Genomic DNA, 25,245 nt, shown 5'->3' on the forward strand with positions numbered 1-25,245 from the left:
GCCGAAGTTGAAGCGGGCCTCGTCGCGGCTGCCCGGCTCGATGCCCGCCAGCAGCGTCAGGTAGAAGGGGCCACCGCCCAGCTTCACCGCGAGGTTGGCGAGCTGGATGTCGCTCGCCCACAGCTCCGTCTACATCGTCACGGACAGCGGCATCCGGTGCATCGCGCCGCCGTGCCCCTCGTACAATGCGGTGCTGGCGGACAAGCCGGGCATGGACGCGATTCCCGTCCACGAGCTGGACCTGACGGCGGTGACGGGCGGCAACGAGCAGCAGCTGGAGTCGCTCATGCAGCAGACCACCAGCGGCGGGCTGCGCATCCGCGCCACGCTGGAGACGCGCGCCAAGGCGGGCCCCGCGGGCGACGCCACGGTGCTGCGCGCCAGCAAGGTGGAGTAGGCCCGACTAGAAGTGCAGTCCCAGCTGGAGGCCGGGCCAGTGCTGCAAGCGCTTGTCGGCCTTCGGGTGGCTCTCGCGCACGGACATGCGCGTCACCGACGCGAAGTCCGGCTGTCCCCACACGAGCCACGCGTTGTACGTGGGGCCGACGAACACCGCGAAGCGCGGCATCACCTGGACGCCCAGCATCAGGCGCAGCTGGCCCAGCACGTTGCCGCCGTCGCCCTCGAGCGGCTTCTGCACCGGCTGCACCGCGCCGCCCGTCACGTCCAGGTCCAGCCAGAAGCGGTGCGACAGCACCATGTGCCCGCCCACGCCCAGGCCGAAGTTGAAGCGGGCCTCGTCGCGGCTGCCCGGCTCGATGCCCGCCAGCAGCGTCAGGTAGAAGGGGCCACCGCCCAGCTTCACCGCGAGGTTGGCGAGCTGGATGTCGCTCGCCCACAGCTCCATGTGGACGTTGCCCTTGCGCAGCCCGCGACGCTCGGGCTCGGGGCCTGGGTCCGCCGACTGTGCGAACGCACCTTCACCCTCCTCCATCGCGAGGGGGCGCGCCGCCCTGACATCGGCGACCGCCACCCCCGCCCACAGCCACAGTGCGAGAAGGGCTCGGGGTTTCATCACTCCTTCTTTTGAAGGGTGAAGGACACCTGCGTCAAGCCCTCGGGCAACATGAGCGACGCGGTGTCGGCCCCGGCCGACGCCGCCAGTCGCCGGGCCGCCTCCACCACGGGTTCCACCTCGAAGGGCGCGTCGGAGGTGACCAGGAAGAAGCGCTCGAAGCCCGGCGCGTCATCCAGCTCGTAGGCCCCCGGCAGCCGCTGTGTGCCGGAGGGGGACAACGCCGCGGCCCGGGCCCCGTGCTCCGGCGCGTGCAGCGTGACGGCGCCCCGTCCGTCCACGGAGAGGATGACGCCGTGCGCCCGCCCCGCCGCCACGTACGCCAGCTGCACCACGTCTCCGGGCGCCGCGCGCGCGCCGTCCTGGAGCGCCTCGTCCGCCTGCCCCCGCTGGCGGTGCACCTCCAGCTTCGGCTTCAGGCCCTTGGAGCGCGTGGTCTCCGTGTCCCACCCCGCCACCGGCGCCTCCACGCCCGCCGAGGGCCCGGACGCGGGCTTCACCACCATGAACAGCGCGAGCGCCGCCAGCACCGGCACCAGCCCCATCGCGGGCGTCAGCCACGCGGGACGAGTCGCACGACGCTCGGCGCCCCGGCGAAATCGCGCATCCACCTCGCGGGCCACGCGCTCGGCGGGCAGCCGCTCCAGGGTGGCGCGCGTGTGGGCCTCCAGCGCGGCCAGGCGCGCCAGGCCCTCCGGCTCCGACTCCAGCCGCGCGCGCGCGGCGGCCAGCTCCTCCGGGGGGAGCTCGCCCAGCAGGATTCGCTCCAGCAGCCAGTCCGGGGTGCGTTGGGGGGAAGTCATGCGGCCTCCAGCTCGAGCTCCTGCAACACGGACGTCAGCGCGCGCAGGCGCTTGCGCACACCGGACACGGACAGGCCCACCTCACGCGCCGTCTCCTCCAATGTCATCCCATCCACCAGGTGCAGCACCGCGATGTCGCGGCTGGACGCGGGCACCCGTCCGAACAGCCGGTCCAGCATGCCCCGCGCGCTCGCGCGCGACTCGGTGTCGTCCGCGGAGGCGATCTGCAGCACCAGCTCATCCTCGCGGTCCTCCGGACGACGCCGGGCGCCGCGCAGGCGGTTGAGGCACACGGTGGTGGAGATGCGGTGCAGCAGGCTGGAGGGAGCGGCGTCCTTCAGCGCCCCCTGGTAGCGCAAGAGCTGCACGAACACGTCGTGCATGGCGTCCACGGCCTTCTCCTCGTCACGCAGGAGGAAGCGGCAGCGCCGGAGCACCTGGGGGCCGTAGCGGCGGTAGTAGGCCTCCACATCGATAGACACCGGCGTCGCGCCTCCCTCGTTCCGCGAAAGGGAACACCGGTGCCTTGCGAAAGTGTCACCGGCCTCTTCGCGCTCCGGTTTCCCTATCCCGATTCCCCCCGCCGGCGAAGCCCGATGGGCTCGCGCCACCTGCAAAATCTACAGGGCGGGCGGCTTCACGAGCGCTCGTCTTCCCGAGCGTTCAGTGTCAGGTTGTCGATGAAAACACCCCCGCCCGCGTGTACTCGACTGTATCGAGGCAGGTTCCCGTCACTACTTTCCGAAACTCGACGCCCCCGGCAGCTCGCGCCCCCTGTGACCGAAGACGCCCTCACCCAGCTCAGGACGCGCTACCTGGCGGCGCAGCTCGCGGGCAACCGACAGGAAGCCCTGCGCCTGCTGGTGGATGACGGGCTGCTGCGGGGCATCCCCCTGCAGCTCATCCACCTGGAGGTCATCCAGCAGGCCCAGTACGAGATTGGCCGGATGTGGCAGGAGAACGTCATCTCCGTGGCCCAGGAGCACCTGGCCACCGCCGTCTCCCAGCTCGCCCTGGCCCACCTCTACCGCCACCTGCCCCGCGACCCGCCCAACGGCAAGGTCGTCATGGTGTCGTGCGTGGAGGGGGAGCTGCACGAAGTCGGCGCGCGCATGGCCAGTGACTTCCTGGAGATGGCGGGCTTCGACGTGCGCTTCCTGGGCGCCAACGTCCCCCCCGAGCACCTGGCGCGCATGCTGCGCGAGCAGACGCCGGACCTGCTCGCCTTGTCCGTCACGATGTCGTACCACCTGCCCGCGCTGCGCCGCGCGGTGGAAGCCGCCCGAGAAGTCGCCCCCCACCTTCCCATCGCCGTCGGCGGACACGCCTTCCGCTGGGCCCCCGGCCTGGAGAAGGAGCTCGACGTGACCTTCCATGGCAAGGACGCGCGCGAGCTCGTCTCGTCCGCGTGCCGCACGCTGGGAGTTTGAGGAAAACGCATGGAGAAACCCAGTCGCCAGTTGGCTGCGCGCGCTGACGCCATCGCCCAGGCCTCCGTCGAACCGATGTATCAAGACCCCTTCTGGGAAGCGCGCTACGGCCCCGAGCGCGCGCGCCGCTTCGGCGACGAGGATGCGCGCTTCCATGTGCGCTACCTTGTGCAATCCCTCGACGAGCAACGCCCCTCGGTGATGGAGGGCTATGCGCGCTGGCTGCGCACCTTGCTGGTGTCGCGGGGAATGTCCACCTTCCATCTCGACGCGAACTTCGCCGGGCTGGCCTCCGCGCTGGAGGCCGAGGGGTGGGGCCCCGGCACCGAGCCGTACGAGCATGTGCGCGCCGCCCGGGAAGCCTTGCGCTACCCGGAAGGTCCCTCACGCACCCTGCAAGACGACGCGGCGGAGCTGTCCCGTGCCGCCACTGCCCGGCTGGCCCTCTACCTCACCCAGGAGGACCGCCCCCGATTGGAGGAAGAGCTGAGACTCCAGCTTTCATATCTGGCGGACGCGCTGGACGCGGACAAGCCCGAGCTGATGGCGGACCACGTGCGCTGGTACGTGGGCTTCTGGCCCCGGCGGGGCTTCGGGCTGCTCGCCTTCCCCACCGTGCTGGGGATGTTGAAGGCGGTGCTGGGAGGCCGGCATCCGCAGGCGCGCGCGCTGCTCGCCACCGCGGGCGTTTCGTGGGAGGAGACCCGCTCATGAGACTCTCCGCTCCCGACAAGAGCCCCCCCGTGGACGAGCTGAGCCGCGAGGTCGCGATGCTGTGCGACGCGGAGGGCGTGCTCACCTGGGTGGACGCGCGCGCCCAGGGCGTGCTGGAGGCCGTCCCGGGCAAGACGCTGCGGGCCCTGGCGGCCCAGGGCACCGAGGACAAGGTGGACCGGCTGTTGATCCAAGCGCGCGACGAGCGCGTGGACGGCTGGGAGCTCATCCTGTGCCGCGGCCAGACGCCCACCACGTTCGCCTTCCGCGCGCGCCCGCACGAGGGCGGCGTGCTGATGGTGGGCAGCCTGGTGCCGGAGGACTACGGCAACGCGCTGGAGCAGGTGAGCACGACGATGAGCGAGCTGTCCGCGCTGCATCGCGAGGCGGAGAGCCAGCGCCGCGAGCTCAAGCGCCGCGCGGACGAACTGATGCGGCTCAACCGCGAGCTGGAGGAGTCCAACCGCGGCGTGAGGAGCCTGCACGCGGCCCTGGACGAGAAGGCGGAGGGGCTGCACCGCGCCGCCGAAATCAAGAGCCGCGTCGTGGCCAACGTCAGCCACGAGTTCCGCACGCCGCTGCACTCCATCCTCGGCCTGTCCAAGGTGCTGCTCAACCCCATCAACGGGCCGCTGTCCTCGGAGCAGGAGAAGCAGGTCCAGTTCATCCGCAACTCCGCCGAGTCGCTCTTCGAGCTGGTCAACGACCTGCTCGATTTGTCCAAGGTGGAGGCGGGCAAGACGACGCTGCGCCACAGCCGCTTCGTGGTGCACGATTTGCTCAGCGCGCTGCGCGGCATGATGAAGCCCATGCTGCCGCCGGGCTCGCCGGTGGACCTGCGCCTGGTGGAGCCGGAGGCGCCGCTGGAGCTGGAGACGGACGAGACGCGGCTGAGCCAGGTCCTGCGCAACCTGGTGTCCAACGCGCTGAAGTTCACCGAGGCCGGCCACGTCACCGTGAGCGCGGCGCCGGGCCCGCGCGACACGGTGGTCTTCACCGTGAAGGACACGGGCATCGGCATCGCGCCGGAGGACCACGAGCGCATCTTCGAGGAGTTCACCCAGCTGGACAGCCACCTGCAGCGCAAGGTGAAGGGCACGGGCCTGGGCCTGCCGCTGGCGCGCCGGCTGGTGGAGCTTCTGGGCGGCACGCTCACGCTGCAGAGCGCGCCGGGCGAGGGCTCCACCTTCACCATCACCCTGCCGCGCGTGCACATGGAAGTGTCGGAGATGGCGGGGCTGTCCGAGCGCAGCCAGCACCTGGACACCAGCCGCGCGCCGGTGCTGGTGCTGGAGGACGACCGGCAGACCCTGTTCCTCTACGAGAAGTACCTGGCCCGCTCGGGCTTCCAGGTGCTGCCGGTGCGCAGCACGGACGACGCGCGCCGGGTGCTCCAGCGCGTGCGCCCCGCCGCCATGGTGCTGGACGTGATGCTGGAGGGCGAGACGAGCTGGAGCTTCCTGGCGGAGATGAAGAACGGCGAGGCCACGCGCGACATCCCCATCCTCGTGGTGACGGTGACGGACCGCGAGCAGAAGGCGCGCGCGCTGGGCGCGGACGAGTTCTGGCTCAAGCCGGTGGACGAGGTCCGCCTGCAGAAGAAGCTCCAGGAGCTGGCGCGCAACGGCCCCGTGGAGCGGCTGCTCATCATCGACGACGACGACGTGCACCGCTACCTGCTCAAGCAGCTGCTCAAGGACATGCCCTACGTGCTGCTGGAGGCCGCGGGCGGCAAGGACGGCGTGCGGCTGGCGCGCGAGCAGGTGCCGCAGCTCATCTTCCTGGACTTCGTGCTGCCGGACATCACCGCCTTCGACGTGCTGGACGAGCTGAAGGCGGACCCGCGCACGCGGGAGATTCCCGTCATCCTCCACACCTCGCACGAGCTGCGCGAGGACGAGCGGGCACGACTGGCGAACGAGACCGCGGCCATCCTCGCCAAGCACACCCTGAGCCGCGAGGTGGCCATCAGTCGCATCCGCGACGCGCTGGCCAAGGCGGGCCTGGGCTCGCACACCCCACAGGAGGGGCGCCGTGGTTGAACCGCGACTGGCCACCGTCCTCAACGTCAACGACGACGACGCCAACCGATACCTGGTCAACCGCATCCTCGAGATGGCGGGCTACCACGTCATCGAGGCGGCCACCGGCATGTCCGCGCTGCTCATGGCCGAGCAGCACCGCCCGGACGTCGTCGTCCTCGACGTGAAGCTGCCGGACATCAGCGGCTATGAGGTCTGCGCGCGCCTGCGCGCCAACCCGGACACCGCCGCCATCGCGGTGATGCACACGTCCGCCACCTTCGTCACGTCCGACAAGAAGGCCCGCGGCCTGGACGGCGGCGCGGACGCGTACCTCACCCAGCCCTTCGAGTCCTCGGAGCTCATCGCCACGGTGCGCTCGCTCTTGCGGCTGCGGCACGCGGAGCAGGCGGCGCGCCGGCGCGCGGACGAGCTGGCGGAGATGGACCGGCGCAAGGACGAGTTCCTGGCCATGCTCGCGCACGAGCTGCGCAACCCGCTCGCCGCCATCATGACGGCCATCGGCATCCTGGAGCGCAAGCCGACGGACGACACGAAGGAAGCGCGGATGCGCGGCATCATCCACCGCCAGACCAACCACCTGGCGCGGCTGGTGGATGACCTGCTGGACGTGAGCCGCATCACCCGCGGCAAGGTGGAGCTGCGCTCGGGCCGGCTGGACTTGCGCGCGGTGCTCTTGCAGGTGGTGCAGGTCATCCGCCCCATCACCGAGGCGCGCGGGCTGGGGCTGGAGGTGTCGCTGCCGGAGGGGCCGCTGCTCATCAGCGGCGACGCCACGCGGCTGGAGCAGGTCTTCACCAACCTGCTCGACAACGCGGCCAAGTACACCGACAGCGGGCACATCTCGCTGCGCGTGGAGAAGGAGGGCGTGGACGGCACGGCGCAGGCGGTGGTGCGCGTGCGCGACACGGGCATCGGCATCCCTCCGGACGTGCTGCCGCGCATCTTCGATTTGTTCGCGCAGGCGGACACCTCGCTGGAGCGCACGCGCGGGGGCCTGGGCATCGGCCTCACGCTGGTGCGCCAGCTGGTGCATCTGCACGGCGGACAGGTGCAGGCGGTGAGCCCCGGCCCCGGCCTGGGCGCCGAGTTCGTGGTGCGGCTGCCGCTCCTGCACGTGCACGAGGTGTCGCTGGCGCCGCCCGTCAACACGGTGTCGCGCGGGGGCCGGCGCATCCTGCTGGTGGAGGACAACCCGGACGCGCGTCAGGCCATGCGCGAGCTGTTGGAGCTGTGGGGCCACGACGTCGAGGTGGCGCCGGACGGCCTGCAGGGCGTGGAGCTGGCGGTGCGAAAGCCGCCGGAGCTGGCGCTGGTGGACATCGGCCTGCCGGGGCTGGACGGCTACCGGGTGGCGCAGGAGCTGCGCATGCGCATCGGCCGCGACATCCGCCTGGTGGCGATCACCGGCTACGGCGGGCCGGAGGGACATGACCGCGCGCTCGAGGCGGGGTTCGACCTGCACATCGTCAAGCCGGTGAAGCCCGACGAGCTGGATCGCCTGCTGTCCAATCTGTGAGGGATGCGGGGGTGGGCGCGGGCCGGCGCCCTTCACTTCTTCGGGCGGGGCGCTTCAGCGCCGGCCCAGGGCGTTGGCCACCAGCCCCAGGAGCTTCACGTGGGGGGCCTCGAGCTGACGCACGGTGCGAAGCAGGCGGCGCACCTCGGGCCGCTCGGGTGGGGACGGCGACGACTCGCTGACGCGCGAGGGCGGCACGCCCTGCGAGGCGAGCCCCAACAGCTCGTCCGCGGAGACATGCAGCTCGTGACACAGCTTCAGCAGCGTCTGCACGCTGGGAAGCATGCCGCCGCGCTCCAGTCGCCCATACACCTCCGTGGCCACGTCGATGCGCTCGGCCACGTCAGCCTGGGTGAGCTCCAGCCGGGACCGCGCGGCTCTTGCTCCCGCTCCGATGGTGGTTGCCAGTTTCTTGTCCATGCCTTACCGACCCGAAACGTTTGGCCGCTGGCATAGGACGTATAGAGGCAGACAGACAGAACTTGTCGGGTCAGCCTCAGGTTGTTCACCCAGCGGGTCACCGCTGTAGAGGGAGACTTTCGGGGTTCCGAGGACCTCGATACCCGCCCCTTTCTCTCGACGGAAGAGCTGTCTTCCACGCTCAACCCGGCACCCCGAAGTCGGGGGAGGGCCCCTGGGAGGGGACGACCTGAGACGTCGGGCGTCGATTTTCCTACGGTGCCTGGGAGTCCTGCCGCCAGGGCCACCCCGCAGGGTTGTATCCCCTGTCGGACGCGTCGCCCCATCATCGCCCGCGTGTGGCGGCGGACCGGGGCAGGCAGGCGGGCCGCGACGCTCGCCCTGCCACACACGGTGTGCGCCGGGGACGATGAGACCTGGGACCACCGGTGGCAATCGACGGGGGGACGACCTTGGGAGTCGCGCGCGCCGAGGGCGGGAGGACTAGTCTTGCGCGCCGATGGCGCTCGGACGGCGCAACCTGCTGGTGAAGCTCTGTGTGGCGATGGGCGTGGTCGCCCTGCCGTTGCTCGTCGCCATCCTGGGCTACGTGTTGCCCCAGCTGCGCGCGCAGCTGCACGCGGACCGGGTGCGCGGCCTGCGGCAGGCGGTGGAGACGGCGTACGGAATCCTCCGGGTGTACGAGGCGCGCGAGCGCGAGGGCACGCTGACGCGCGACGAGGCCCAGCGGCAGGCATCCGTGCTGCTGTCGACGCTGCGCTACTCGGAGGTGGAGTACTTCTGGGTCAACGATTTGGACACGCGGCTGGTCATGCACCCGCACCTGCCGAAGATGGTGGGGCAGGACATGAAGGGCTACCGCGACGTGCGCGGGCGGCCGGTGTTCTCGGACATCGTCGCGCTGGTGCGCGCGCGGGGCGAGGGCGCGCTGGGCTACGAGGCGACGCGGCCGGGCTCGCCGGACCCCATCCCGAAGGAGAGCTACGTGAAGCTCTTCGAGCCGTGGGGCTGGGTGCTGGGCACGGGCGTGTACGTGGAGGACATCGACCGCGAGGTGGCGGCGGTGCGCCAGCGCATCCTCGTCGCCGTGGGCGGAGCGCTGGTGCTGGCGGCGCTGGCGGGGGCGTACGTCTCGCGGCGCGTGGTGAGGCCCGTGCGCGCGCTCGCGCTGGCGGCGCACCAGGTGGCGCGCGGAGACCTGTCCGTGCTCGTGGAGGCGCGGACGGAGGACGAGGTGGGCCAGCTCACCGGCGCGTTCAACACCATGGTGGCGGGGCTGGGCGAGGTGGTGGGCGCGCTGACGCGGGCGGCGGGTGACACGGCGGCGGACGCCGAGCGCATCCGTGTCTCGGCGGACGGGCTGTCGCGGACGACGCGCGAGCAGGCGGAGTCCCTGGAGCGCGCGGCCAGCGCCGTCCAGGAGATGAGCCGTCAGGTCTCGCTGGGGGCGGCGGACGCGCGCGTGGCGGCCCGCTCGGCGGCGAGCCACGGGCAGGTGGCGCGCGAGGGCGGCGCCGCGGTGGACCAGGCGTCGCGGAAGATGGTGGAGATTGTCGACGTGGTGGAGCGCTCGGCGCGCACGGTGGAGGAGCTGCAGGCCTCCGGCCGCGCGACGTCGCGGATGCTCCAGCTCATCCAGGCGGTGGCGGACGAGACGCGCATGCTCGCGGTGAACACCGCCATCGAGGCGGTGCGCGCGGGCCAGCACGGCAAGGGCTTCTCGGTGGTCGCCGGCGAGGTGCGCAAGCTGGCTGAGCGCACGCACGAGGCGGCGGACCAGGTGCAGGTGCTCCTGACGAAGCACGAGGCGGACACCACCGCGGCGGTGGAGCTGATGCGCCGGGGCACGTCGAAGGTGGACGAGGGCATGGGCCTGTCGTCCGCGGCGGCGCAGGCGCTGTCGCGGCTGTTGTCCGGCGTGAAGGAGCTGGGCGAGCGCGTGGAGGCGCTGGCGGAGCAGAACGCGCGTCAGTCCTCCTCGGGTGAGGCCATCGCCGAGCGCATCCAGGCGCTGTCGGAGCGCTCGGCCGAGTCCGTGTCGGGCGTGGAGCGCATCGCCCGCTCGGTGGAGGACCTGCGGGCCCGGGCGGGACGGCTCCAGGAGCTGGCCTCCCGCTTCACCCTGGGCGGGCCCCCGGGCTCCGGGCGTTAACCTTTCTTCACACCCGCGCAACGCCCAGGACAGCCGCGCCGGGCAGTCTGCTGCTCCAACCTGGATGGACGTCCTTCATCCGCACATGGAGGTAGCAGACATGGCGCTGGCATTGACGCGGGCCCCCGGGCGCGAGCCCGTGGTGTTCGGATACGCGCTGGAGACGCTGCTGTCGGCGGCGGCCCCGTTGACGGAGCTCACGCAGAAGGCGCTGGAGCGGCAGGGCATCTTCGCGCTGCGGCCCCTGCACACGGCCTACCCCTGCGCGGTGTGGCCCCAGAGCATCCACCTGTTGGCCGCCACCACCCTGCCCCACCTGTCGCGCGAGGAGGCCGAGTACGAGCTGGGCCTGCGCTTCGCGCGCGCGTTCATCCAGGCGCGGCTGGGCACGGCGCTGCAGGACTTCGCCCAGGTGGTGGGCCCGGAGAAGATGTTGCTGCGGCTCGCGCGCTCGCTGCGCTCCATCAACAACTTCCTCGACGCGTCGGTGAAGCCCACGGGCGACGACGGGGGCTGGGAGCTGAGCCTGTACCCGGTGCGGGAGTTCCTCGACCACCCCCGCCGCCGGGCGGACCCGCCGCACTTCATGCGGGGCCTGCTCACGTTCGCCTTCCAGCACAGCGGCGCGCCCACGGCCCGGGTGACGCTCACGCGCCACGACGATGCCCGGGCGGTGACGACGTTTCACGTTGGCCTGTAGTCAGCTCCGACGGAGGCAGGGGCAACAGGATGCGCGCCGTGGTGCCCACGCCCGGCTGGCTCTCCAGCGTCAGCGTGCCGCCGTGTGCATCGACGATGCGGCGGGCGAGCGCCAGGCCCATGCCGATGCCACCGGTGCGACGGGCGCGGCTGCGGTCCGTGCGGAAGAAGGGGGTGCCCACGCGCAGCAGGTCCTCCGACTCGATGCCGATGCCCTCGTCCGCCACCTCCAGCGAGAGCGTGTCCGGCGTCCCCGCGGCCTGGGCCCGCAGCCGCACCGGGCTCTTCGGCTCCGAGTACTTGCCCGCGTTGTCGAGCAGGTTGTCCAGCGCGCGGCGCAGCAGCACCGGGTCCACCTCCACGGGCGGCAGCGAGCCCTCCACGCTCACCTCCAGCACCCGGCCCGGCCGCGCGGTGCGGAAGCGCGAGGCGGCCTTGTCCACCAGGCCCTGGACCTCCACCTGCTCCTGGCGCAGCGGCGGCGCGCCCACGCCCGCGTTCCCCGTGGCCAGGTCCAGCCGCGCCGCGGTGAGCACGTCATCCACCAGCTGCTCCAGCTCGGCCAGGTCACTGGTGATGTCGGAGAGCATCTCGCGCGCGGTCTCCGCGTTGCCCTCCTCCGCCAGGTCCAGGGCCACGCGGATGCGCGCCAGCGGCGTGCGCAGCTCGTGCGACACGTTGGCCAGCAGCTCCTTCTGCGAGCGCAGCAGGTGGGTGAGCCGACAGGCCATCTCGTCGAAGGCCTCCGCCACCTGCCCCAGCTCATCGCGACGCCGGATGCCGGTGCGCGTGTCCAGCTTCCCCTCGCCCAGCGCGCGCGCCACCTCGGCGAGCCGCTGGAGCGGACGGGCCAGCGTGCGCGCGAAGGCCAGCGAGGTGATGGCCGTGGACAAGAGCACCGCGCACACCACCAGCGCGGTGTTCCCGGGCGGCGGCTCGGGGGGCCGGGTGATGATGGTGGCGTATGCCTCCAGCGGCCCCTCCTCCGGAATCGGCAGCGTGAGCGAGTGCGGCGGACGGCCGCGCGACAGTCGCTCGCCGTGCAGGGTCAGCTCGTCCAGCTCCACGGGGGTGAGCTCGGGCGAGGGCGCGGAGGTGTTGGTGGCGATGAGCCGCCCCGAGGCGTCTCGCAGCGTCACCTTCGCCTCGAGCAGCCGCGCGGCGCGGTCCAGCGAAGCCTGGAGCGCCACCGGGTCTTCGAGCAGCTTCTCCCACTCGCGGATGTTGTACGCGGCGTGACGGATGAAGCCGTGCCGCAGCGGCTTGTCGACGACGAACGAGCGCGCCGCGAACAGCGTGGCGACGACGAGCACGAGCTGGGCGATTCCCACCAGGTAGATGCGGAACAGCAGGCGGCCGGGAGTGCGCGGACGACGACTCACGACTCCTCTCCGGTCGCGAGCATGTAGCCGGCGCCGCGTACCGTCTTCAGCAGCAGGGGGTTGCGAGGGTCCACCTCCAGCTTCTGGCGCAGGCGGAAGATGTGCACGTCCACCGAGCGGTCGAACACCTCGTCCGCGCTGCCCTTCACCAGGTCCAGCAGCTGCTCGCGGCTGAGCACACGGCCGGCGCGCTCGGCCAGCACGCGCAGCAGGCTGAACTCGTAGGTGGTGAGGTGCAGCGCGCGGCCGTCGAGCGTGGCGCGCAGGCTGCGCGGGTCCATCATCAGCCGTCCGGCCTGCACGGGCTGGGAGGAAGGCCCCGCCTTGCCTCGGGCGCGGCGCACCTGGGCGCGGATGCGGGCGAGCAGCTCGCGCGAGGAGTAGGGCTTGGCCAGGTAGTCGTCCGCGCCCGTCTCCAGGCCGAGCACACGGTCGGCCTCCTCGCCGCGCGCGGTGACCATGATGATGGGGACGTCGGTGCGGCCTCGCAAATCCCGGCACACCTCCAGGCCATCGCGGCCGGGGAGCATCAGGTCCAGGAGGATGACGTCGAACACGTGGCGGTTGGACTCGACGAGCGCGTCGGAGCCGCTGTGCGCCAGCGTCACCACGAGGCCGTGCTCCTGGAGGTAGCGGGCGGTGAGTCGCGCCAGCCGCTCGTCATCCTCGACGAGCAGGACCTGGATGGTGCCCTCCTCCAGCGAGGGACGGCTGAGCTGTTCCATGGGTTCCAAGCCTCCTGCCTTTCCGCGGACCTTCCCACCGGGAGGGTAACAGCGGAGCGGTGGCCCGGGAGCAGGCGGGAGGAGTCTGTCCGCCGCTCGCCGGGCTCCAGCCAGGTCCAGCGAGGGCAGTCGAGCTCCCGGGCCACGCTTCGAACGGTGGCACCGGGATGTGTCCGGGGTGCGTCCCCTGGATGACGATTTGTTACAGGACGACCCCGCCCGCCCAGGAGCCGGACGGGCATCCGCCGCCCCGTCCAGCCCGGCGCACAGGTCAGCGCAGGTACCACTTCTGGTTCGCGGTGCCGGCGCACTCCCAGATTTGCAGCCGCGTGCCGTTGTTGGTGTTCCACTCCGACACGTCCACGCACTTGTTGGCCTGCGGGTTGACCAGGTCCCCGGCGCCGCTCAAGACGAACTGCTGCGCGGGGTTGCCCGTGCAGTCGTGGAGCTGGATGAGCGCGCCGTTGGCCGTGGAGCCCCACGTCACGTCCATGCACTTGCCGAAGGCGCGCAGCGTCCCGTCGCCGTGGAAGGTCCACTTCTGCGCGTTGGTGCCGTTGCAGTCCCACAGCTGGATGGCCGTGCCGTTGGCCGTGTTGGAGTGGTCCACGTCGATGCACTTGCCCGCGAGCCCGACGATTTCACGGCCCCCGCCGCCGTTGGTGGTGAGCGACAGGCCGTAGACGGAGAGGATCTCGTTCACCGGCTGGAAGTACGTGGTGCCGCCGGTGGAGCAGTCGCCCGAGCCGCCCGACGTCACGCCCTGCGCCTGGTTGCCGGAGATGAACGAGCCGCCCGAGTCACCGCCCGCCGCGCACGCGTTGCTGCGCGTGAGTCCGTACACGGGGCCGACGTCGTAGTTGACGGTGACGTTCTTCGCCTGGATGACGCCGCAGCGCCAGCCGGTGGTGGAGCCGGAGCGACACACGGACGCGTTGATGCCCGCCTCCGCGGAGCCCGCGACGATGACGTTGCCGCCCGCGTAGTTGTAGACCCACGGCTGCGAGGCCCAGTTGCCGTTGACCTGCACCCAGGCGTAGTCGTTGTTCGGGAAGGAGGAGCCGCGCACCGTGCCCTGGCCCACGCCGTTGTGGCCCTGGGTGGAGGAGTTCACCCCGCCACAGTGGCCCGCGGTGACGAAGCCTCCGGCCACGGGGAAGCCGATGGAGCAGCGCGTGTTGCCGTTGATGTAATACGCGTCACCGCCGCGCAGGTCGTAGAAGGGGCGGGGCTTCTCCTGGGAGATGACCACGCGCACGGCGCTGTCGGCCGCGCCGCTCTCCGCGACGAAGCGCTCCGCGTTGACCACCGCCGCGTCGCGGGCGAGCACCACCACGCTGTTGGTGGGCAGGTCCACGTACCAGCCATGGATGTCCTTGCTGGCCACGTCGGCGCCCCGGTCCAGCGCCTCCTTGAGCGCGTCCAGCTCCCGCTCCGTGCGCGTCACCCAGCGAGGCTCCGCGCCCGCGCGCCGCGCCGCCTGCTCTCCCGCGGCGGTGGTGACGCCGACGACGAGCCGGTCTCCCGCCTCGTTCAGCCACGCGCCGCCGAAGGACGCGCCCAGTTCGTCACGCAGCGTCCGCTCCGTGCGCGCCGTGAGCGCCTCCGTCTCCAGTCGTTGACGTGCCTGCTCGGCGGTGAGCCCCAGGTCCCGCTGCATCGCGGTGAGCACCTCGGGAGAGACGTCCTCGCTCGCGGCGAGCGCGGCGCCAGGGAGGGTCAGGGTGGTGAACAACGCCGTCGCGGTCCGGAGCGCATGCAGTCTTCGGTTCATCGGGGGCTTCCTTTCTGAACGGGGGACCGGCGCACGCGGACACCTGCGTCCACGACGCCTCGCGGACCATCGGAAGCGGGATTTGTGACCTGAGTCAATCAATTCAAGTATTCACAGAAAATCACGTCACTTTTGCCGAATGAAGAATAAAGTCCCGGACATCACGCAGCTTGGACGGAACTGCCGAGAGACCATGTTTCTCCACTCAGTGGAATAATTCAGAGGGTCGGCGCCCCGTTGAGGCGTCTGCTCACGCATCCGGCGCGCGACTCGGGAACAGACCCGCGGTCCGGATGCATCGGTCAAAACGCGCCATGGAGTGGGCGCCCGCACGAAGCGGACGCAAGACGCGTCAGACGATGGGCGCTCGCTCAGGGCTGACCGTGCGAGGCGGACAGCGCGCGACGGTCCACCTTGCCAGCGGAGGTGCGCGGCAGCGCATCGACGAAGCGCACGGAGCGCGGCGTCTTGTAGCGCGCCAGTCGTCCCTCGCAGAAGGACAGCAGGGACTCGGCGGTGGGTGTCGTCCCGGCGCGAGGCACGACGAGCGCGCGTGGTGTCTCGCCCCATTTCGCGTCGGGCACGCCGATGACGGCGACCTCCGCGACATCGGGGTGACCGGCGAGCACGCTCTCCACCTCGGCGGGGTAGATGTTCTCGCCGCCGGAGATGATGAGGTCCTTGTGGCGGCCGACGATTCGGAAGCAGCCCTCCGCGTCGCGCAAGGCCAGGTCGCCGGTGTGCAGCCAGCCATCGACGATGGTGCGCGAGGTCTCCTCGGGACGCCGCCAGTAACCGGCGCACACGTGAGGCCCGCGCAGCAGCAGCTCTCCCACGTCCCCGGGCTGACGCTCGCCGTCGATGCGGGCTTCCACCTGGAACAGCGGCACGCCGACGAAGCCGGGCTTGCGGCGCACGTCCGCGGGCGGCAGCCAGAAGTTGTTGGGCCCTGCCTCCGTGAGGCCATAGCCCGTCTTGAAGGCCACGCCCTTGGCGAAGAAGCGCTCGAACACGGGCGGCGGACACGGCGCGCCGCCGCTGACGACGAGCTTGAGGCGGGAGAAGTCCATCGCCTCGAAGCGCGCGTGACGCTGCAGCTCGATGAACATGGTGGGCACGCCGAAGAACAGGCTCACCTCGCGGCGCTCGATGAGGTCGAACACCTGCTCCACCTCGAAGCCCTTGCACACCACGGACGCGCCGCCCACGTACACCAGGGGCAGCGTGAAGACATTGAGTCCTCCCGTGTGGAACAGCGGCGCGTTGAGCACGGCCACGTCGTCGGACGTGAGGCCCCAGCTCACCACCGTGTTGACGGCGTTCGCGGCGATGGAGCCATGGGTGAGCACCGCGGCCTTGGGCACACCGGTGCTGCCGCCCGTGTAGCAGAGCACCCACGGCGCCTCGGCCTCCAGCTCCAGCGCGGGCATCGGAGACTCAGGGGCCGCGTCCCGCTCAAGCTCGAAGTGACGCTCGTCCGCGCCTGGCGCGTCGAAGGTGAGCCAGTGGCGCACGAAGGGCGCATGCTCGCGCACGGCGACGGCCTGGGCCCGCAGCTCCGAGCCATACACGAGCACGGCCGGCTCCCCGTCGACGAGGATGCCGGAGAGCTCCGGCGCGCTGAGACGCCAGTTGAGCGGCTGGAGGACGGCGCCCAGCTTCGCGCAGGCGAAGAGCAGGTCCAGCGTCTCGACGCGGTTGTGGGCGAGCACCGCGACGCGCTCGCCTCTCCGGACACCGAGCACGTGGTGCAGGTACGCGGCGGTGCGCGAGGCACGGGCGTCCCATTCGCGATACGAGGTGCGACGTCCGCCCTGGGTGGCGTCGACGAGGGCGAGGTGGTCGGGGTCCAGGGCCGCGCGTCGGGCCAGCCAGTCATGGACGATGGGCATGGGCGCACGGTAGCCGAGCGCCGCGAGCCCCGCGCGACCGACATGAGCGGAAGCCCCTTGGCCGTGTTGGCCCCTCATTGCGAAGCAGCATGTTGACCTGGGCGCCCGCCTGGATTCCAGTTTTCGACTGCTCTCGCGGCATCCCTCTCGCACCACCTTGAAGCATCTCTTTTGACTGCTTCTGCCCTATACCGTCAGATGCCCCGGTCTACAGGACCGACAGGGAACGCCCAGCACCATCCTGCCAAGAACGGAGAAATCCCGATGTCATCCTCACAGAGTTCCTGGCAGACATCCTTCAACCTCCCGGGGAGTCGCGCCCCGTTCCTGACTCGGGTCGCGCTGCGCAACTACCGCAGCATCGAAGCCTGCGACGTCGACCTGGGGCCGTTGACGTTCCTCGTTGGCCCCAATGGCTCCGGCAAGAGCAACTTTCTCGATGCACTGCGCCTCATCACGGATGCACTCCGAACATCCCTGGACCACGCGCTCAGGGACCGAGGAGGTGTGCACGAGGTTCGACGCCGCTCGAGTGGCCACCCCACCAACTTCGGCATTCGCATCGAGTTTCAGCTTCCCAGCGGAGAGACGGGTCACCTTTCGTTCGGCGTGGGCGCGCGCTCGCACGGCGACTATGTCGTTCAGAGCGAGGAATGCGCTGTAGGAGGCGCGCGGTATCGGGTGAAGGAGGGCGTTGTCATCGTGAAGCCCGTCCAGGTCGCACCACCGGCATCGGCGGACAGACTCTACCTGGTCAACGCCGCGGGCCTCCCTGAGTTCCGTCCCGTCTTCGACATGCTGTCGAACATGGGGTTCTACAACTTGAACCCGGACCAGCTTCGAGCACTCCAGCCACCCGACAAGGGGGAATTGCTGGCTCGAGATGGGTTCAACCTTTCGAGTGTGCTCGAGCGCCTCGAGAAGCAAAACAACGGGACCACGAAGCAGAGAATCGAGGAGTACCTCGGCCGCATCGTCCCCTCGCTCCAAGGCGTCGACCCCAAGCGCGTCGGACACATGGAGACGCTCGAGTTCCGCCAGAGTGTCGAGGGCGCCAAGGACCCGTGGCGATTTCCCGCCATCAACATGTCCGATGGCACCCTACGTGCACTGGGCATCCTCGTCGCCCTCTTTCAGGCGCGCACCGAGCATCGCATCCCTGTCGTCGGTATCGAAGAGCCGGAGATTGCTCTGCACCCTGCAGCGGCCGGCATCCTGCGGGATGCACTTCGCGATGGCTCGCAGCACGCGCAAGTCATCGTGACCAGCCACAGCCCGGAGCTATTGGATGACCCCAGCATCGTCCCGGAGGAGATCGTCTCGGTCGTGGCCACCCAGGGCAAAACGAGAATCGCCCGAGTGGACGACGCGACCCGCTCGGTCCTGCGCGACAGACTCTACACCGCGGGAGAACTGCTGAAGGCCAACCAGTTGGTTCCCGACCTGGAGGCAGTCCCCGACGCCAAACAGATGCAGCTCTGGGAGCGGGACCTCTGATGAAGCTCGGTCTCATCGTTGAAGGGCATGGTGAAGTCCAGGCCCTGCCGCTTCTCATCCGTCGAATCCTTCAACACTTGGCGCCCTCGGTTCAGGCGCAGATTCTGCCTCCCTATCGGGTCTCCCGAGGACAACTCGTCAAGGAGCTCGAACTGCAACGCGCCATCGAACTCATGGCTCGCAGGGTCGGGGATGGTGGGCGACTGCTCGTACTGCTCGACTCCGACGACGACAAACCCTGTGTCCTGGGCCCTAGGCTCCTGGACTGGGCCCAGAAACAACGAGCGGACCGGTCCATCTCCGTGGTCGTAGCGCATCGGGAGTATGAGGCCTGGTTCATCGCGGCAGCTGAGTCACTCCAGGGCAAGCGAGGACTGCCTGCGAGCCTCCAGGCTCCTCCAGAGCCCGAAAAGATACGCAACTGCAAAGGGTGGCTGAGTGAACGGATGGGCGAGGGCTATAGCGAAACGCTGGACCAGCCAGCCTTCACCAGTGTCTTTGATTTGACAATGGCACGAAGGGCGGATTCCTTCGACAAGCTGTTCCGCGACGTTGGCCGGATCTTCGACGTGGCCGTTCCACCACGAACGCCGTGAACCGCATTGCACCGCCTCCAAACGGTGGCGCATCCAGCCAGCCCAGCGCAGCCCCCCGGCGCGGCGCCTCAACCCCTCCGCCAACAGCCCCCCGTGCAGCACGAAGTGACGAAGCCGCGCTGACCCGACTCACCCGACATCAACCTTGACGCTCACCGGTTCCAGGACTTCTCCCCCGAGCAGGACCGGGGCGAGGCGGTGGATGCGGGCTCGGATGTCCATGCCGTGGGCGTGGTGCTCCTCCAAATGCTGTGCGGGCAGCGGCCCACCTCGGGGACCGAGCTGGGCACCGGCGACTGAAGCCCACCGCTCACGGCACCAGCACCAGCTTGCCCACCGTCGTGCCGGACTCCAGCGCCTGGTGCGCCTGGGCCACGTCCTCCAGCTTGAAGGTCGTCACCTTCGGCGACACCACCTTCCCCTCCTCCACCCACGCGAGCAGCCGCGCCATGCTGTCCTCCAGCACGAAGCGCTGCTCGAACAGGTACGACAGGTTGAATGCGAGCACGCTCGTGTTGTCGTTCGTCAGCGTCAGCGGGTCGAAGCGCGGCGTGCGCAGCCAATCCCACGCGAGCTTCGCGTAGTTCGGCTTGCCGCCCGTGCGCGGCAGCATCGAGTGGAACCCGTAGATGACCAGCTTCCCCGGCGACGCCAGGTGCCGGTAGCTGTCCTTCAGCGTCGACGGCCCGTTCGCGTCCAGCACCACCTCGTAGCCCCTGGGTGACGCCGCCTCCGCGGCCTTCCACAAATCCTCACGGCTCTTGTCGATGACCACGTCCGCGCCCAGCGCCCTCGCCGCCTCCACCTTGTGCGTGCTGCCCACCACGCCCACCATCCGGCACCCGGCGATGCGCCCCAGCTGCAACAACGCGCTGCCCACCCCTCCCGCCGCCGAGTGCACCAGCACATTCATTCCCGGCCTCGGGTGCGCCAGCTCGAACAGCGCGTAGTACGCCGTCAGGAACACCGCGGGAAACCCCGCCGCCTGCTCCATCGTCAGCTTCGACGGCAGCGAGAACACCTGGTGCCGGGGCACCACCACGTGCGTGGCGTACCCGCCGAACCGCGTCACGCCGAAGACGCGGTCGCCGGGTGCCAGGTCCGTCACGCCCTCGCCCACCGCGTCCACCGTGCCCGCGAACTCGAAGCCGGGGGTAATCGGCCACCCCACATACTCCTTCGCGGAGGAGTACAGGCCCATGCGGATGACGCAGTCCGCATAGTTCACCCCGATGGCCTGGGTGGCCACCCGCACCTCCCCGCTTCCAGGTGAAACCTGATTCAGGTTTTCGACGCGGAGCTGCTCGTAACCACCGGCCTTCGGGATGACCACCTTGCGTGCGCGCATGTCCCGATGACTATCACGCGACGCAGCGCGACAACGTGCGCGCGTCCACTCGGATGACGACGCTCGCGTGAGATGTCTCTACACTGCGTCTCGCGCTCGAAGACATGTCTCGGTCCGAGCGCGTTTGCATCCCCCACAACCGAAGGAGTCCACCATGCGATTGCGGCATTCGCTGTTCCTCATGGCCCCCCTCTTCGTCGGAGCCCTCACCGGCTGCGGCGAGGGGCTCGAGGAGCCCGTCACGCCCGAAGCGCCCATCACCGAGCAGCTCGGCACCGCCGGGTCCGCCGCCTCCACCGCGGGCATCACGCCGCACTTCCAGCAGTGGCTCCTGGCCAACGGCTACAAGGACGACAACTTCGCGCGGTACGAGCTGGCCGGCGGCAGCTACGGCGGCAAGGCCAGCAGCACCGACACCGTGGTGAACACGCCGGTCATCTTCATCCACGGCAACTCCGACAAGGCGGTGGGCACCGGCACCGCGGGCCAGTCGGGGTGGAGCGCGTCGCTCGATTACTTCCTCGCCAATGGCTACAAGACGAGCGAGCTGTACGCGCTGACGTGGGGCCCGGCGGACATCATGCAGACCGCCGGGCAGTACCACTCGAAGCCGAACATCATGCGGGTGCGCCGCTTCATCGAGGCGGTGAAGGCGTACACCGGCGCGTCGAAGGTGGACATCATCTCCCACTCGATGGGCGTGACGCTCGCGCGCAAGGCCATCCTCGGCGGCACCGCGAACGACTCCGCCAACGGGGGCGCGTACAACGTCGGCGCGCCGCTGACGAACTCCGTCGACACGTTCGTCGGCATCGCCGGCGCGAACCTGGGCCTGACGTCCTGCTACCAGACGGGCCCCACCACGCCGACCTGCGGCTCCACCAACGGCCTGTACCCGGGCTACCTGTACTTCGGCGTGGTGTACGGACGCTCCGCGTTCCTGGACAACCTGCGCGCCACGAGCGGCTACGAGGGCGCGTACCGCTACAGCATCTACTCCACGGCCGACGAAATCATCGGCTACGGCGGCATCGTGTATGGCGACTACACCTCGCGCATCCCCGGGCAGCAGGGTGAGAAGGTGTACTCGGCCTATCCCTACGGGCACTACAACTCGAAGGACCTGACCGGCGCGGTGCAGTACAGCATGGTGCGCAACCACGTCGTCCCGTAGCCACACCCCGCTCTCGTCTCCCGGCGCGTCGTCACATGAGACGTCGCCGGGGGCACGGGCCCGACCACTCGGGCCCACCTCGTGGGAGTCCCTTGATGTGAGAACCTTGGCGCGCCCGCCGTCGGGAGCGTGAGCCGGCATCCATCCACGCCGTGGGGGAGTGGACGTGAGCTGGCATCCGCCTCGCGAAGGCGCGCGAAGTCCCGGGCGGCCTCATCCAGGTTTCAGGATGAGGCCGCCCCACCCGCTTCCAGCGCGAACGCGGCATCTCATCGCGGGGGACCTCTTCCCAGTCGGAGGTCACCTCCCCGCTTCGAGCCTTGCCGCGCGCTCACGACCCGGGTCCCCTATGTCCACACCCGGTAGCGCGCCGCTCGTCTTCACCACCTCCGACCTTCCGGCGCTGGCGGCCCTCCCGCCGCGCCTCTCCACGGAGGGCGTCGTCGCATCCTCCGGAGGGCGCCGTGCGCACCCTCGCGCCGAGGCCGGTCAACCTCTCGGCGCGAGGCCGTGCCTCACCTTACGGCCTCGGCCCGTCCGACGGCGCGGGCGCATCGTCCTGCGCGGGCGTCGGCGAAGGCTGCGTCCCCGGCGCGCCGGGCACGGGCGCGGGCTCGCTCGGCTTGGGCGCCTTGTCCTCGGGCTTCGTCCTCTCCACGAACGGCTTCGCCGCCGCGGGGTCCGCCAGGAACGCGAGCACCACCTCGTTGACCGGCTCCGGGCAGTCCAACTGCACCGTGTGCCCGCAGCCCTTCATCGGCGCCAGCGCCGCGCCGGGGATGCGGGACGCGCCGTACTCCATGATTTCGCGCGCCTCGCCGCCGTGGAGGAACGGGTTGGGAATCAGCCGGTCATCCGTGCCGTAGACGATGAGCGTGGGCACCGAGACGCGGTGCAGGTTGTCGCGCACGAAGTCGTTGTTCGCCAGGCCCCGCACCGTGCGGACGTTGGCGTACGCGTACGCGTCGAACTCCGGCGACTTCGCCAGCCGCACGCGGTCCTGGATGAGCCATTCGAGCTCCGGCCGCCAGTGCATGAAGTTGCCCTGACGCACGCTGCCCCAGATGCCCGCCTCCGGCGCCGCCTTGATGAAGTCCGAGCTCATCACCCGGCGGAACCACTGCTTCTCCTTCCAGGAGAACTTCTCGAACCCGGCCGGAGACACCAGCACCAGCGCCTCCAGCGCGTCCGGGTAGCGCAGCGCGTACGACAGCGACGTCTGCCCGCCCATCGAGTGCCCCGCGAGGATGGGCTTCTCCACGCCCAGCACCCGCGCCAGCTCCGCCACCGCGTCCGCCATGGCCTCGGTGGTGTACGGGAACGTGGCCGGCTTGTCGGACTTGCCGTACCCCGGCAGGTCCACCGCGACGACGCGGTAGCCCTTCGCGTGGAACACGTCCAACTGCGCCTGCCAGAACTTCAGGTACGAGCCCAGGCCGTGCACGAAGATGACCGTCTTCGCCTCGGGCGAGGGCGCGGGCAGGTCCACGTACGAGACGTGGAGGGGGCTGGCCAGGCCGTACCGGGCGGTGACGTCCGGCAGGGCCACGCGGTGCACGGGCCAGGCCTGCTTGGTGCCGGCCGTGGAGTAGTCGAGGTCCTGGAAGGACAGCGCGGACTCGCCAGCATACGAGCGCACGCAACCGGCGGAGGACAGCCCCGCCGCGAGGAGCAACGCGGTGAAAGCGCGGGAGGAGCTCATGGTCAGAACGCGTACCAGGTGAAGGTGGTGAAGGCCGCCCACGGGTCGCTGCGCACGGTGGCCGCGCCGTCGTAGAAGCTGCCGCGGAAGAGGTAGCCGCCGTGGAGGCCCACGGTCATCAGATACCGGATGTGGTAGCGCAGCTCCGCGTTGACCTCCGCGCCGATGAACCGGCCGCGCCGAACCTCGGCCACCCAGGGCGTCGGGTCCGCACCGGAGTTCGCCAGGCCCGTGGCCACCTTGAGGTTGAGCTTGTTGGGCACGATGTCCCACGACGCCGAGGCGATGCCCGCGCGCAGGCCGTAGCCCTGGTTCGAGATGTCCGTCACCGCGCCCGTGTAGTTGTTCACCGTGCTGGTGAACGGGAACAGGATGAGCATCTTGTGGTTGAACCACACCGCGCCCGGCAGGCCGTACTGGTTCAGCGTGAAGGCGCCCGTGTACTTGTCGTCGTTCAGGTTCGAGTCACCGGAGGAGAACATGCCCTCCAGCGTGACGACGTCACCGGGGCCTCGGCCCCACTGGTACATGACCTCCAGGTTGGCGGACACGCCGGAGATGCTCAGCTCGTCGATGGGCGAGTTCTCCGGGTCGTCGCTCTTGTACTTGCCGCCGTTGTACATCACGAAGCCGGAGGCCCCGAGCCGGCCGTTGCGGAAGTCGATGTTGTGGTTGAAGTGCGCGCCCGCCCAGAAGACGGTGCCGGTGGGGCGGTTGATGTTGAAGCGCGCCGTGCCGGTGAAGCCCGGCAGGCCCGTGGACGACGGGCCGCTCTTCACCAGGCCCTCGAAGGCGTACGCGTCACCCTTGGTGTCGTCGTTCAGCGCCCACGCGGACACGCCCACGTTGGTGTTGGGGCGCACCGGGTAGACGTAGTCCGCCATCGCCAGCCAGATGTACTTCAGGCGCGGGTCGTTGCGCGTGGCACGGTCCGCCTGCGCGCTGCCCAGCGGGAACAGGCTCAGGCGCGCGTTGCCCTTCAGGCCGCTGAAGATGGACAGGCCCGTCGCGTCGCTGCCCAGGAAGGCCAGCTTGTAGCCGGTGCGCGTGAGGTCCGACAGCGGCGTGCGCGTCGGGTCGTAGGCGCTGTCGTAGACGGGCTGCGTGCCCACCAGCAGCGTGAGCTGGCTGGGGTTGCGCGTCGGGTAGATGGCGACGTTGACGTTCTTGGTCTGGATGTTCACCTGGTCGGCGTTGAAGCCGCCGCCCTCGTTCTGGCCAATGGTGTTGGCCGAGCGCCCCCAGAGGAAGTCCACCTCGAACTGCGCGCGGAAGGACGCCAGCCCGTCGACGAAGAAGGGGCTGTACTCGATGACCGGAATCCAGCGCTGCTCGATGAAGTACGCCGAGCGCCCGGACTGCGTGCTCACCGCGCTGCCCACGGGCGAGCCGATGGGACCCAGCGCCACGCCACGCAGGCCGGCCGGGTCACCAATCTGGTTCGTCATGGAGACGCGGGTGAAGAAGTAGTTGATGAGGTTGAACTCACGAGGCTCGGCGTCCTCCTCGCGGCTCTTCTCCTCCTGCCATTCGGCGTACAGCCCTGGCACCGGGGTGCTCTGCGCGGCGGCCGGCGTCGCCAGTCCCACGAGGCCCAGCGCCGCGAGCATCTTCGCGTTGCGCCGCAGCATCTCGCGTGCCTCGAACCCACTTCCCGTCATATCCACCTCGGCCCCGCACAGCGGGGCGCTCCCGGTACACCGGGCTCGGATGTCACCACTGTCGATGGCTCAGGTACGGCCAGGCTCCCGAGGACGCGGGCGAAGAGCACCCGCGCCCGGACCTCCGTCCGGAAGGGAGGGCGGGAGCGCACCCTCCCTCCGGCACGAGGTGAAGCGGACTAGCGGATGGAGTACGTCTGCACGGCGTTGCCCGTGAAGGGCTGGCCGTTGAGCGTCACGGAGCTGGACGTGCCCACCGCGCCGTTGGCGCAGCGGCTGCCCGTCGCCTGGTTCTTGAAGAACAGCTCCAGCTTGAGCGTCTTCTGGTCCGCGGTGAAGCCGCCGCGGCCCTCCTGCACCAGGCCGCCCGGGAAGGAGAACGTCACGTCGAAGCAGCTCCCGTCGGACGCCACGTTCTCGATGAGGACGGTGTTGGACGTGAAGGAGAGCGGGTTCTTGGGCGCGTCGTGATTGCAGGCGCCGTCGGCGATGGTGCCCGGGATGCTGTCGACCTTGAAGTTGCCACCGGCCACCGACATGGTGACGCTCTGGTAGCACTGGGACGCCGCGCCGTAGTCGACATCCTCGCTGAAGCCGTTGGGGTGGCTGGGGATGTTGGCCCCCTCCATGATCATCGACTTGCCCTCGAGGAACGCGAGGATGTTGGCGGAGCTGTCGAGCTTGGGGGCCTGGGGAGTCG

The 25,245-nt window shown here is 70.0% G+C and carries 22 protein-coding genes; 10 read left to right on the forward strand and 12 right to left on the reverse strand.

Annotated features, from left to right (window positions below; genetic code table 11):
- Positions 1-106: 106 nt before the first annotated feature.
- On the forward strand, positions 107-397 hold the full coding sequence (locus tag FL311_RS23135; protein ID WP_194869336.1) for a DUF6748 domain-containing protein: 291 nt from the start codon (positions 107-109) through the stop codon (positions 395-397).
- A 6-nt stretch (positions 398-403) separates the two neighbouring features.
- On the opposite strand, the gene FL311_RS23140 is transcribed toward FL311_RS23135, so the two are convergent.
- The 3 genes from FL311_RS23140 to FL311_RS23150 are packed head-to-tail and all read right to left on the reverse strand — an operon-like array spanning position 404 to position 2,300.
- Positions 404-1,015 carry a peptidase gene (locus FL311_RS23140; RefSeq protein WP_141327979.1) on the reverse strand — a complete coding sequence of 204 codons (612 nt, stop codon included), beginning with the start codon at positions 1,013-1,015 and terminating at the stop codon, positions 404-406.
- Positions 1,015-1,818, reverse strand: coding sequence for an ActD-like protein (locus FL311_RS23145; protein ID WP_141327981.1), 804 nt, complete (start codon positions 1,816-1,818; stop codon positions 1,015-1,017). The genes FL311_RS23140 and FL311_RS23145 overlap by 1 nt, the downstream gene beginning before the upstream one ends.
- Positions 1,815-2,300 (reverse strand): RNA polymerase sigma factor, encoded by a 486-nt coding sequence (locus FL311_RS23150; RefSeq protein WP_046710437.1) that lies wholly within the window; start codon positions 2,298-2,300, stop codon positions 1,815-1,817. The genes FL311_RS23145 and FL311_RS23150 overlap by 4 nt, the downstream gene beginning before the upstream one ends.
- A gap of 294 nt (positions 2,301-2,594) precedes the next feature.
- On the opposite strand from FL311_RS23150, the gene FL311_RS23155 reads away from it, so the two are divergent.
- Genes FL311_RS23155 through FL311_RS23170 form a run of 4 tightly spaced genes read left to right on the forward strand, consistent with a single transcriptional unit; the run spans position 2,595 to position 7,523 of the window.
- Positions 2,595-3,248, forward strand: a complete 654-nt coding sequence (locus FL311_RS23155; protein ID WP_228557018.1) for a B12-binding domain-containing protein — start codon at positions 2,595-2,597, stop codon at positions 3,246-3,248.
- A 9-nt stretch (positions 3,249-3,257) separates the two neighbouring features.
- Complete coding sequence (locus FL311_RS23160; RefSeq protein ID WP_141327985.1) at positions 3,258-3,962, forward strand: hypothetical protein; 705 nt, start codon at positions 3,258-3,260, stop codon at positions 3,960-3,962.
- Positions 3,959-6,004 carry a hybrid sensor histidine kinase/response regulator gene (locus FL311_RS23165; protein WP_141327986.1) on the forward strand — a complete coding sequence of 682 codons (2,046 nt, stop codon included), beginning with the start codon at positions 3,959-3,961 and terminating at the stop codon, positions 6,002-6,004. The genes FL311_RS23160 and FL311_RS23165 overlap by 4 nt, the downstream gene beginning before the upstream one ends.
- Positions 5,997-7,523, forward strand: coding sequence for a response regulator (locus FL311_RS23170; protein WP_141327988.1), 1,527 nt, complete (start codon positions 5,997-5,999; stop codon positions 7,521-7,523). The genes FL311_RS23165 and FL311_RS23170 overlap by 8 nt, the downstream gene beginning before the upstream one ends.
- A 54-nt stretch (positions 7,524-7,577) precedes the next feature.
- On the opposite strand, the gene FL311_RS23175 is transcribed toward FL311_RS23170, so the two are convergent.
- The gene (locus FL311_RS23175; protein ID WP_141327990.1) at positions 7,578-7,943 is read right to left on the reverse strand and encodes a helix-turn-helix transcriptional regulator; all 366 of its coding nucleotides are present in this window, start codon (positions 7,941-7,943) and stop codon (positions 7,578-7,580) included.
- A gap of 499 nt (positions 7,944-8,442) precedes the next feature.
- Here FL311_RS23175 and FL311_RS23180 point away from each other — a divergent pair, with 499 nt between their 5' ends.
- Together FL311_RS23180 and FL311_RS23185 are read left to right on the forward strand one after the other, a co-directional pair.
- Complete coding sequence (locus tag FL311_RS23180; RefSeq protein WP_141327992.1) at positions 8,443-10,095, forward strand: methyl-accepting chemotaxis protein; 1,653 nt, start codon at positions 8,443-8,445, stop codon at positions 10,093-10,095.
- Positions 10,096-10,195: 100 nt separating this feature from the next.
- Positions 10,196-10,795, forward strand: a complete 600-nt coding sequence (locus FL311_RS23185; RefSeq protein WP_194869337.1) for a DUF2378 family protein — start codon at positions 10,196-10,198, stop codon at positions 10,793-10,795.
- Here the strand turns inward: FL311_RS23185 and FL311_RS23190 are convergent.
- The 4 genes from FL311_RS23190 to FL311_RS23205 form a co-directional block, all read right to left on the reverse strand.
- Positions 10,743-12,176, reverse strand: coding sequence for a cell wall metabolism sensor histidine kinase WalK (locus FL311_RS23190; RefSeq protein ID WP_141327996.1), 1,434 nt, complete (start codon positions 12,174-12,176; stop codon positions 10,743-10,745). The genes FL311_RS23185 and FL311_RS23190 overlap by 53 nt on opposite strands.
- On the reverse strand, positions 12,173-12,901 hold the full coding sequence (locus FL311_RS23195; protein WP_141327998.1) for a response regulator transcription factor: 729 nt from the start codon (positions 12,899-12,901) through the stop codon (positions 12,173-12,175). The genes FL311_RS23190 and FL311_RS23195 overlap by 4 nt, the downstream gene beginning before the upstream one ends.
- Positions 12,902-13,172: 271 nt before the next feature.
- The gene (locus FL311_RS23200) at positions 13,173-14,675 is read right to left on the reverse strand and encodes a ricin-type beta-trefoil lectin domain protein (RefSeq protein WP_141328000.1); all 1,503 of its coding nucleotides are present in this window, start codon (positions 14,673-14,675) and stop codon (positions 13,173-13,175) included.
- 371 nt (positions 14,676-15,046) lie between these two features.
- A complete protein-coding gene (locus tag FL311_RS23205; RefSeq protein WP_141328002.1) occupies positions 15,047-16,567 on the reverse strand; it encodes a long-chain fatty acid--CoA ligase in 1,521 nt (506 codons plus the stop codon).
- A gap of 264 nt (positions 16,568-16,831) precedes the next feature.
- Here FL311_RS23205 and FL311_RS23210 point away from each other — a divergent pair, with 264 nt between their 5' ends.
- Both FL311_RS23210 and FL311_RS23215 read left to right on the forward strand, forming a co-directional pair.
- A complete protein-coding gene (locus FL311_RS23210; protein ID WP_141328004.1) occupies positions 16,832-18,064 on the forward strand; it encodes an AAA family ATPase in 1,233 nt (410 codons plus the stop codon).
- A complete protein-coding gene (locus tag FL311_RS23215) occupies positions 18,064-18,660 on the forward strand; it encodes a DUF4276 family protein (RefSeq protein ID WP_141328006.1) in 597 nt (198 codons plus the stop codon). Before FL311_RS23210 ends, FL311_RS23215 begins: the two co-directional genes overlap by 1 nt.
- Positions 18,661-18,970: 310 nt before the next feature.
- Here FL311_RS23215 and FL311_RS23220 read toward each other — a convergent pair whose 3' ends face one another.
- The gene (locus tag FL311_RS23220; protein ID WP_141328008.1) at positions 18,971-20,008 is read right to left on the reverse strand and encodes a medium chain dehydrogenase/reductase family protein; all 1,038 of its coding nucleotides are present in this window, start codon (positions 20,006-20,008) and stop codon (positions 18,971-18,973) included.
- Positions 20,009-20,162: 154 nt separating this feature from the next.
- Between FL311_RS23220 and FL311_RS23225 the strand changes: the two genes are divergently transcribed.
- On the forward strand, positions 20,163-21,182 hold the full coding sequence (locus FL311_RS23225) for a lipase (protein ID WP_141328010.1): 1,020 nt from the start codon (positions 20,163-20,165) through the stop codon (positions 21,180-21,182).
- Between the two features lie 520 nt (positions 21,183-21,702).
- Here FL311_RS23225 and FL311_RS23230 read toward each other — a convergent pair.
- From FL311_RS23230 to FL311_RS44190, 3 genes are all read right to left on the reverse strand, one after another.
- The gene (locus FL311_RS23230) at positions 21,703-22,884 is read right to left on the reverse strand and encodes an alpha/beta fold hydrolase (protein WP_141328012.1); all 1,182 of its coding nucleotides are present in this window, start codon (positions 22,882-22,884) and stop codon (positions 21,703-21,705) included.
- 2 nt (positions 22,885-22,886) lie between these two features.
- On the reverse strand, positions 22,887-24,545 hold the full coding sequence (locus FL311_RS23235) for a hypothetical protein (RefSeq protein WP_141328014.1): 1,659 nt from the start codon (positions 24,543-24,545) through the stop codon (positions 22,887-22,889).
- Positions 24,546-24,724: 179 nt separating this feature from the next.
- On the reverse strand, positions 24,725-25,245 hold a 521-nt coding region (locus FL311_RS44190), incomplete at its 5' end, for a hypothetical protein (protein WP_141328016.1).

Source organism: Myxococcus sp. AB025B (assembly GCF_006518215.1).
Taxonomy (GTDB): Bacteria; Myxococcota; Myxococcia; order Myxococcales; family Myxococcaceae; genus Myxococcus; species Myxococcus fulvus.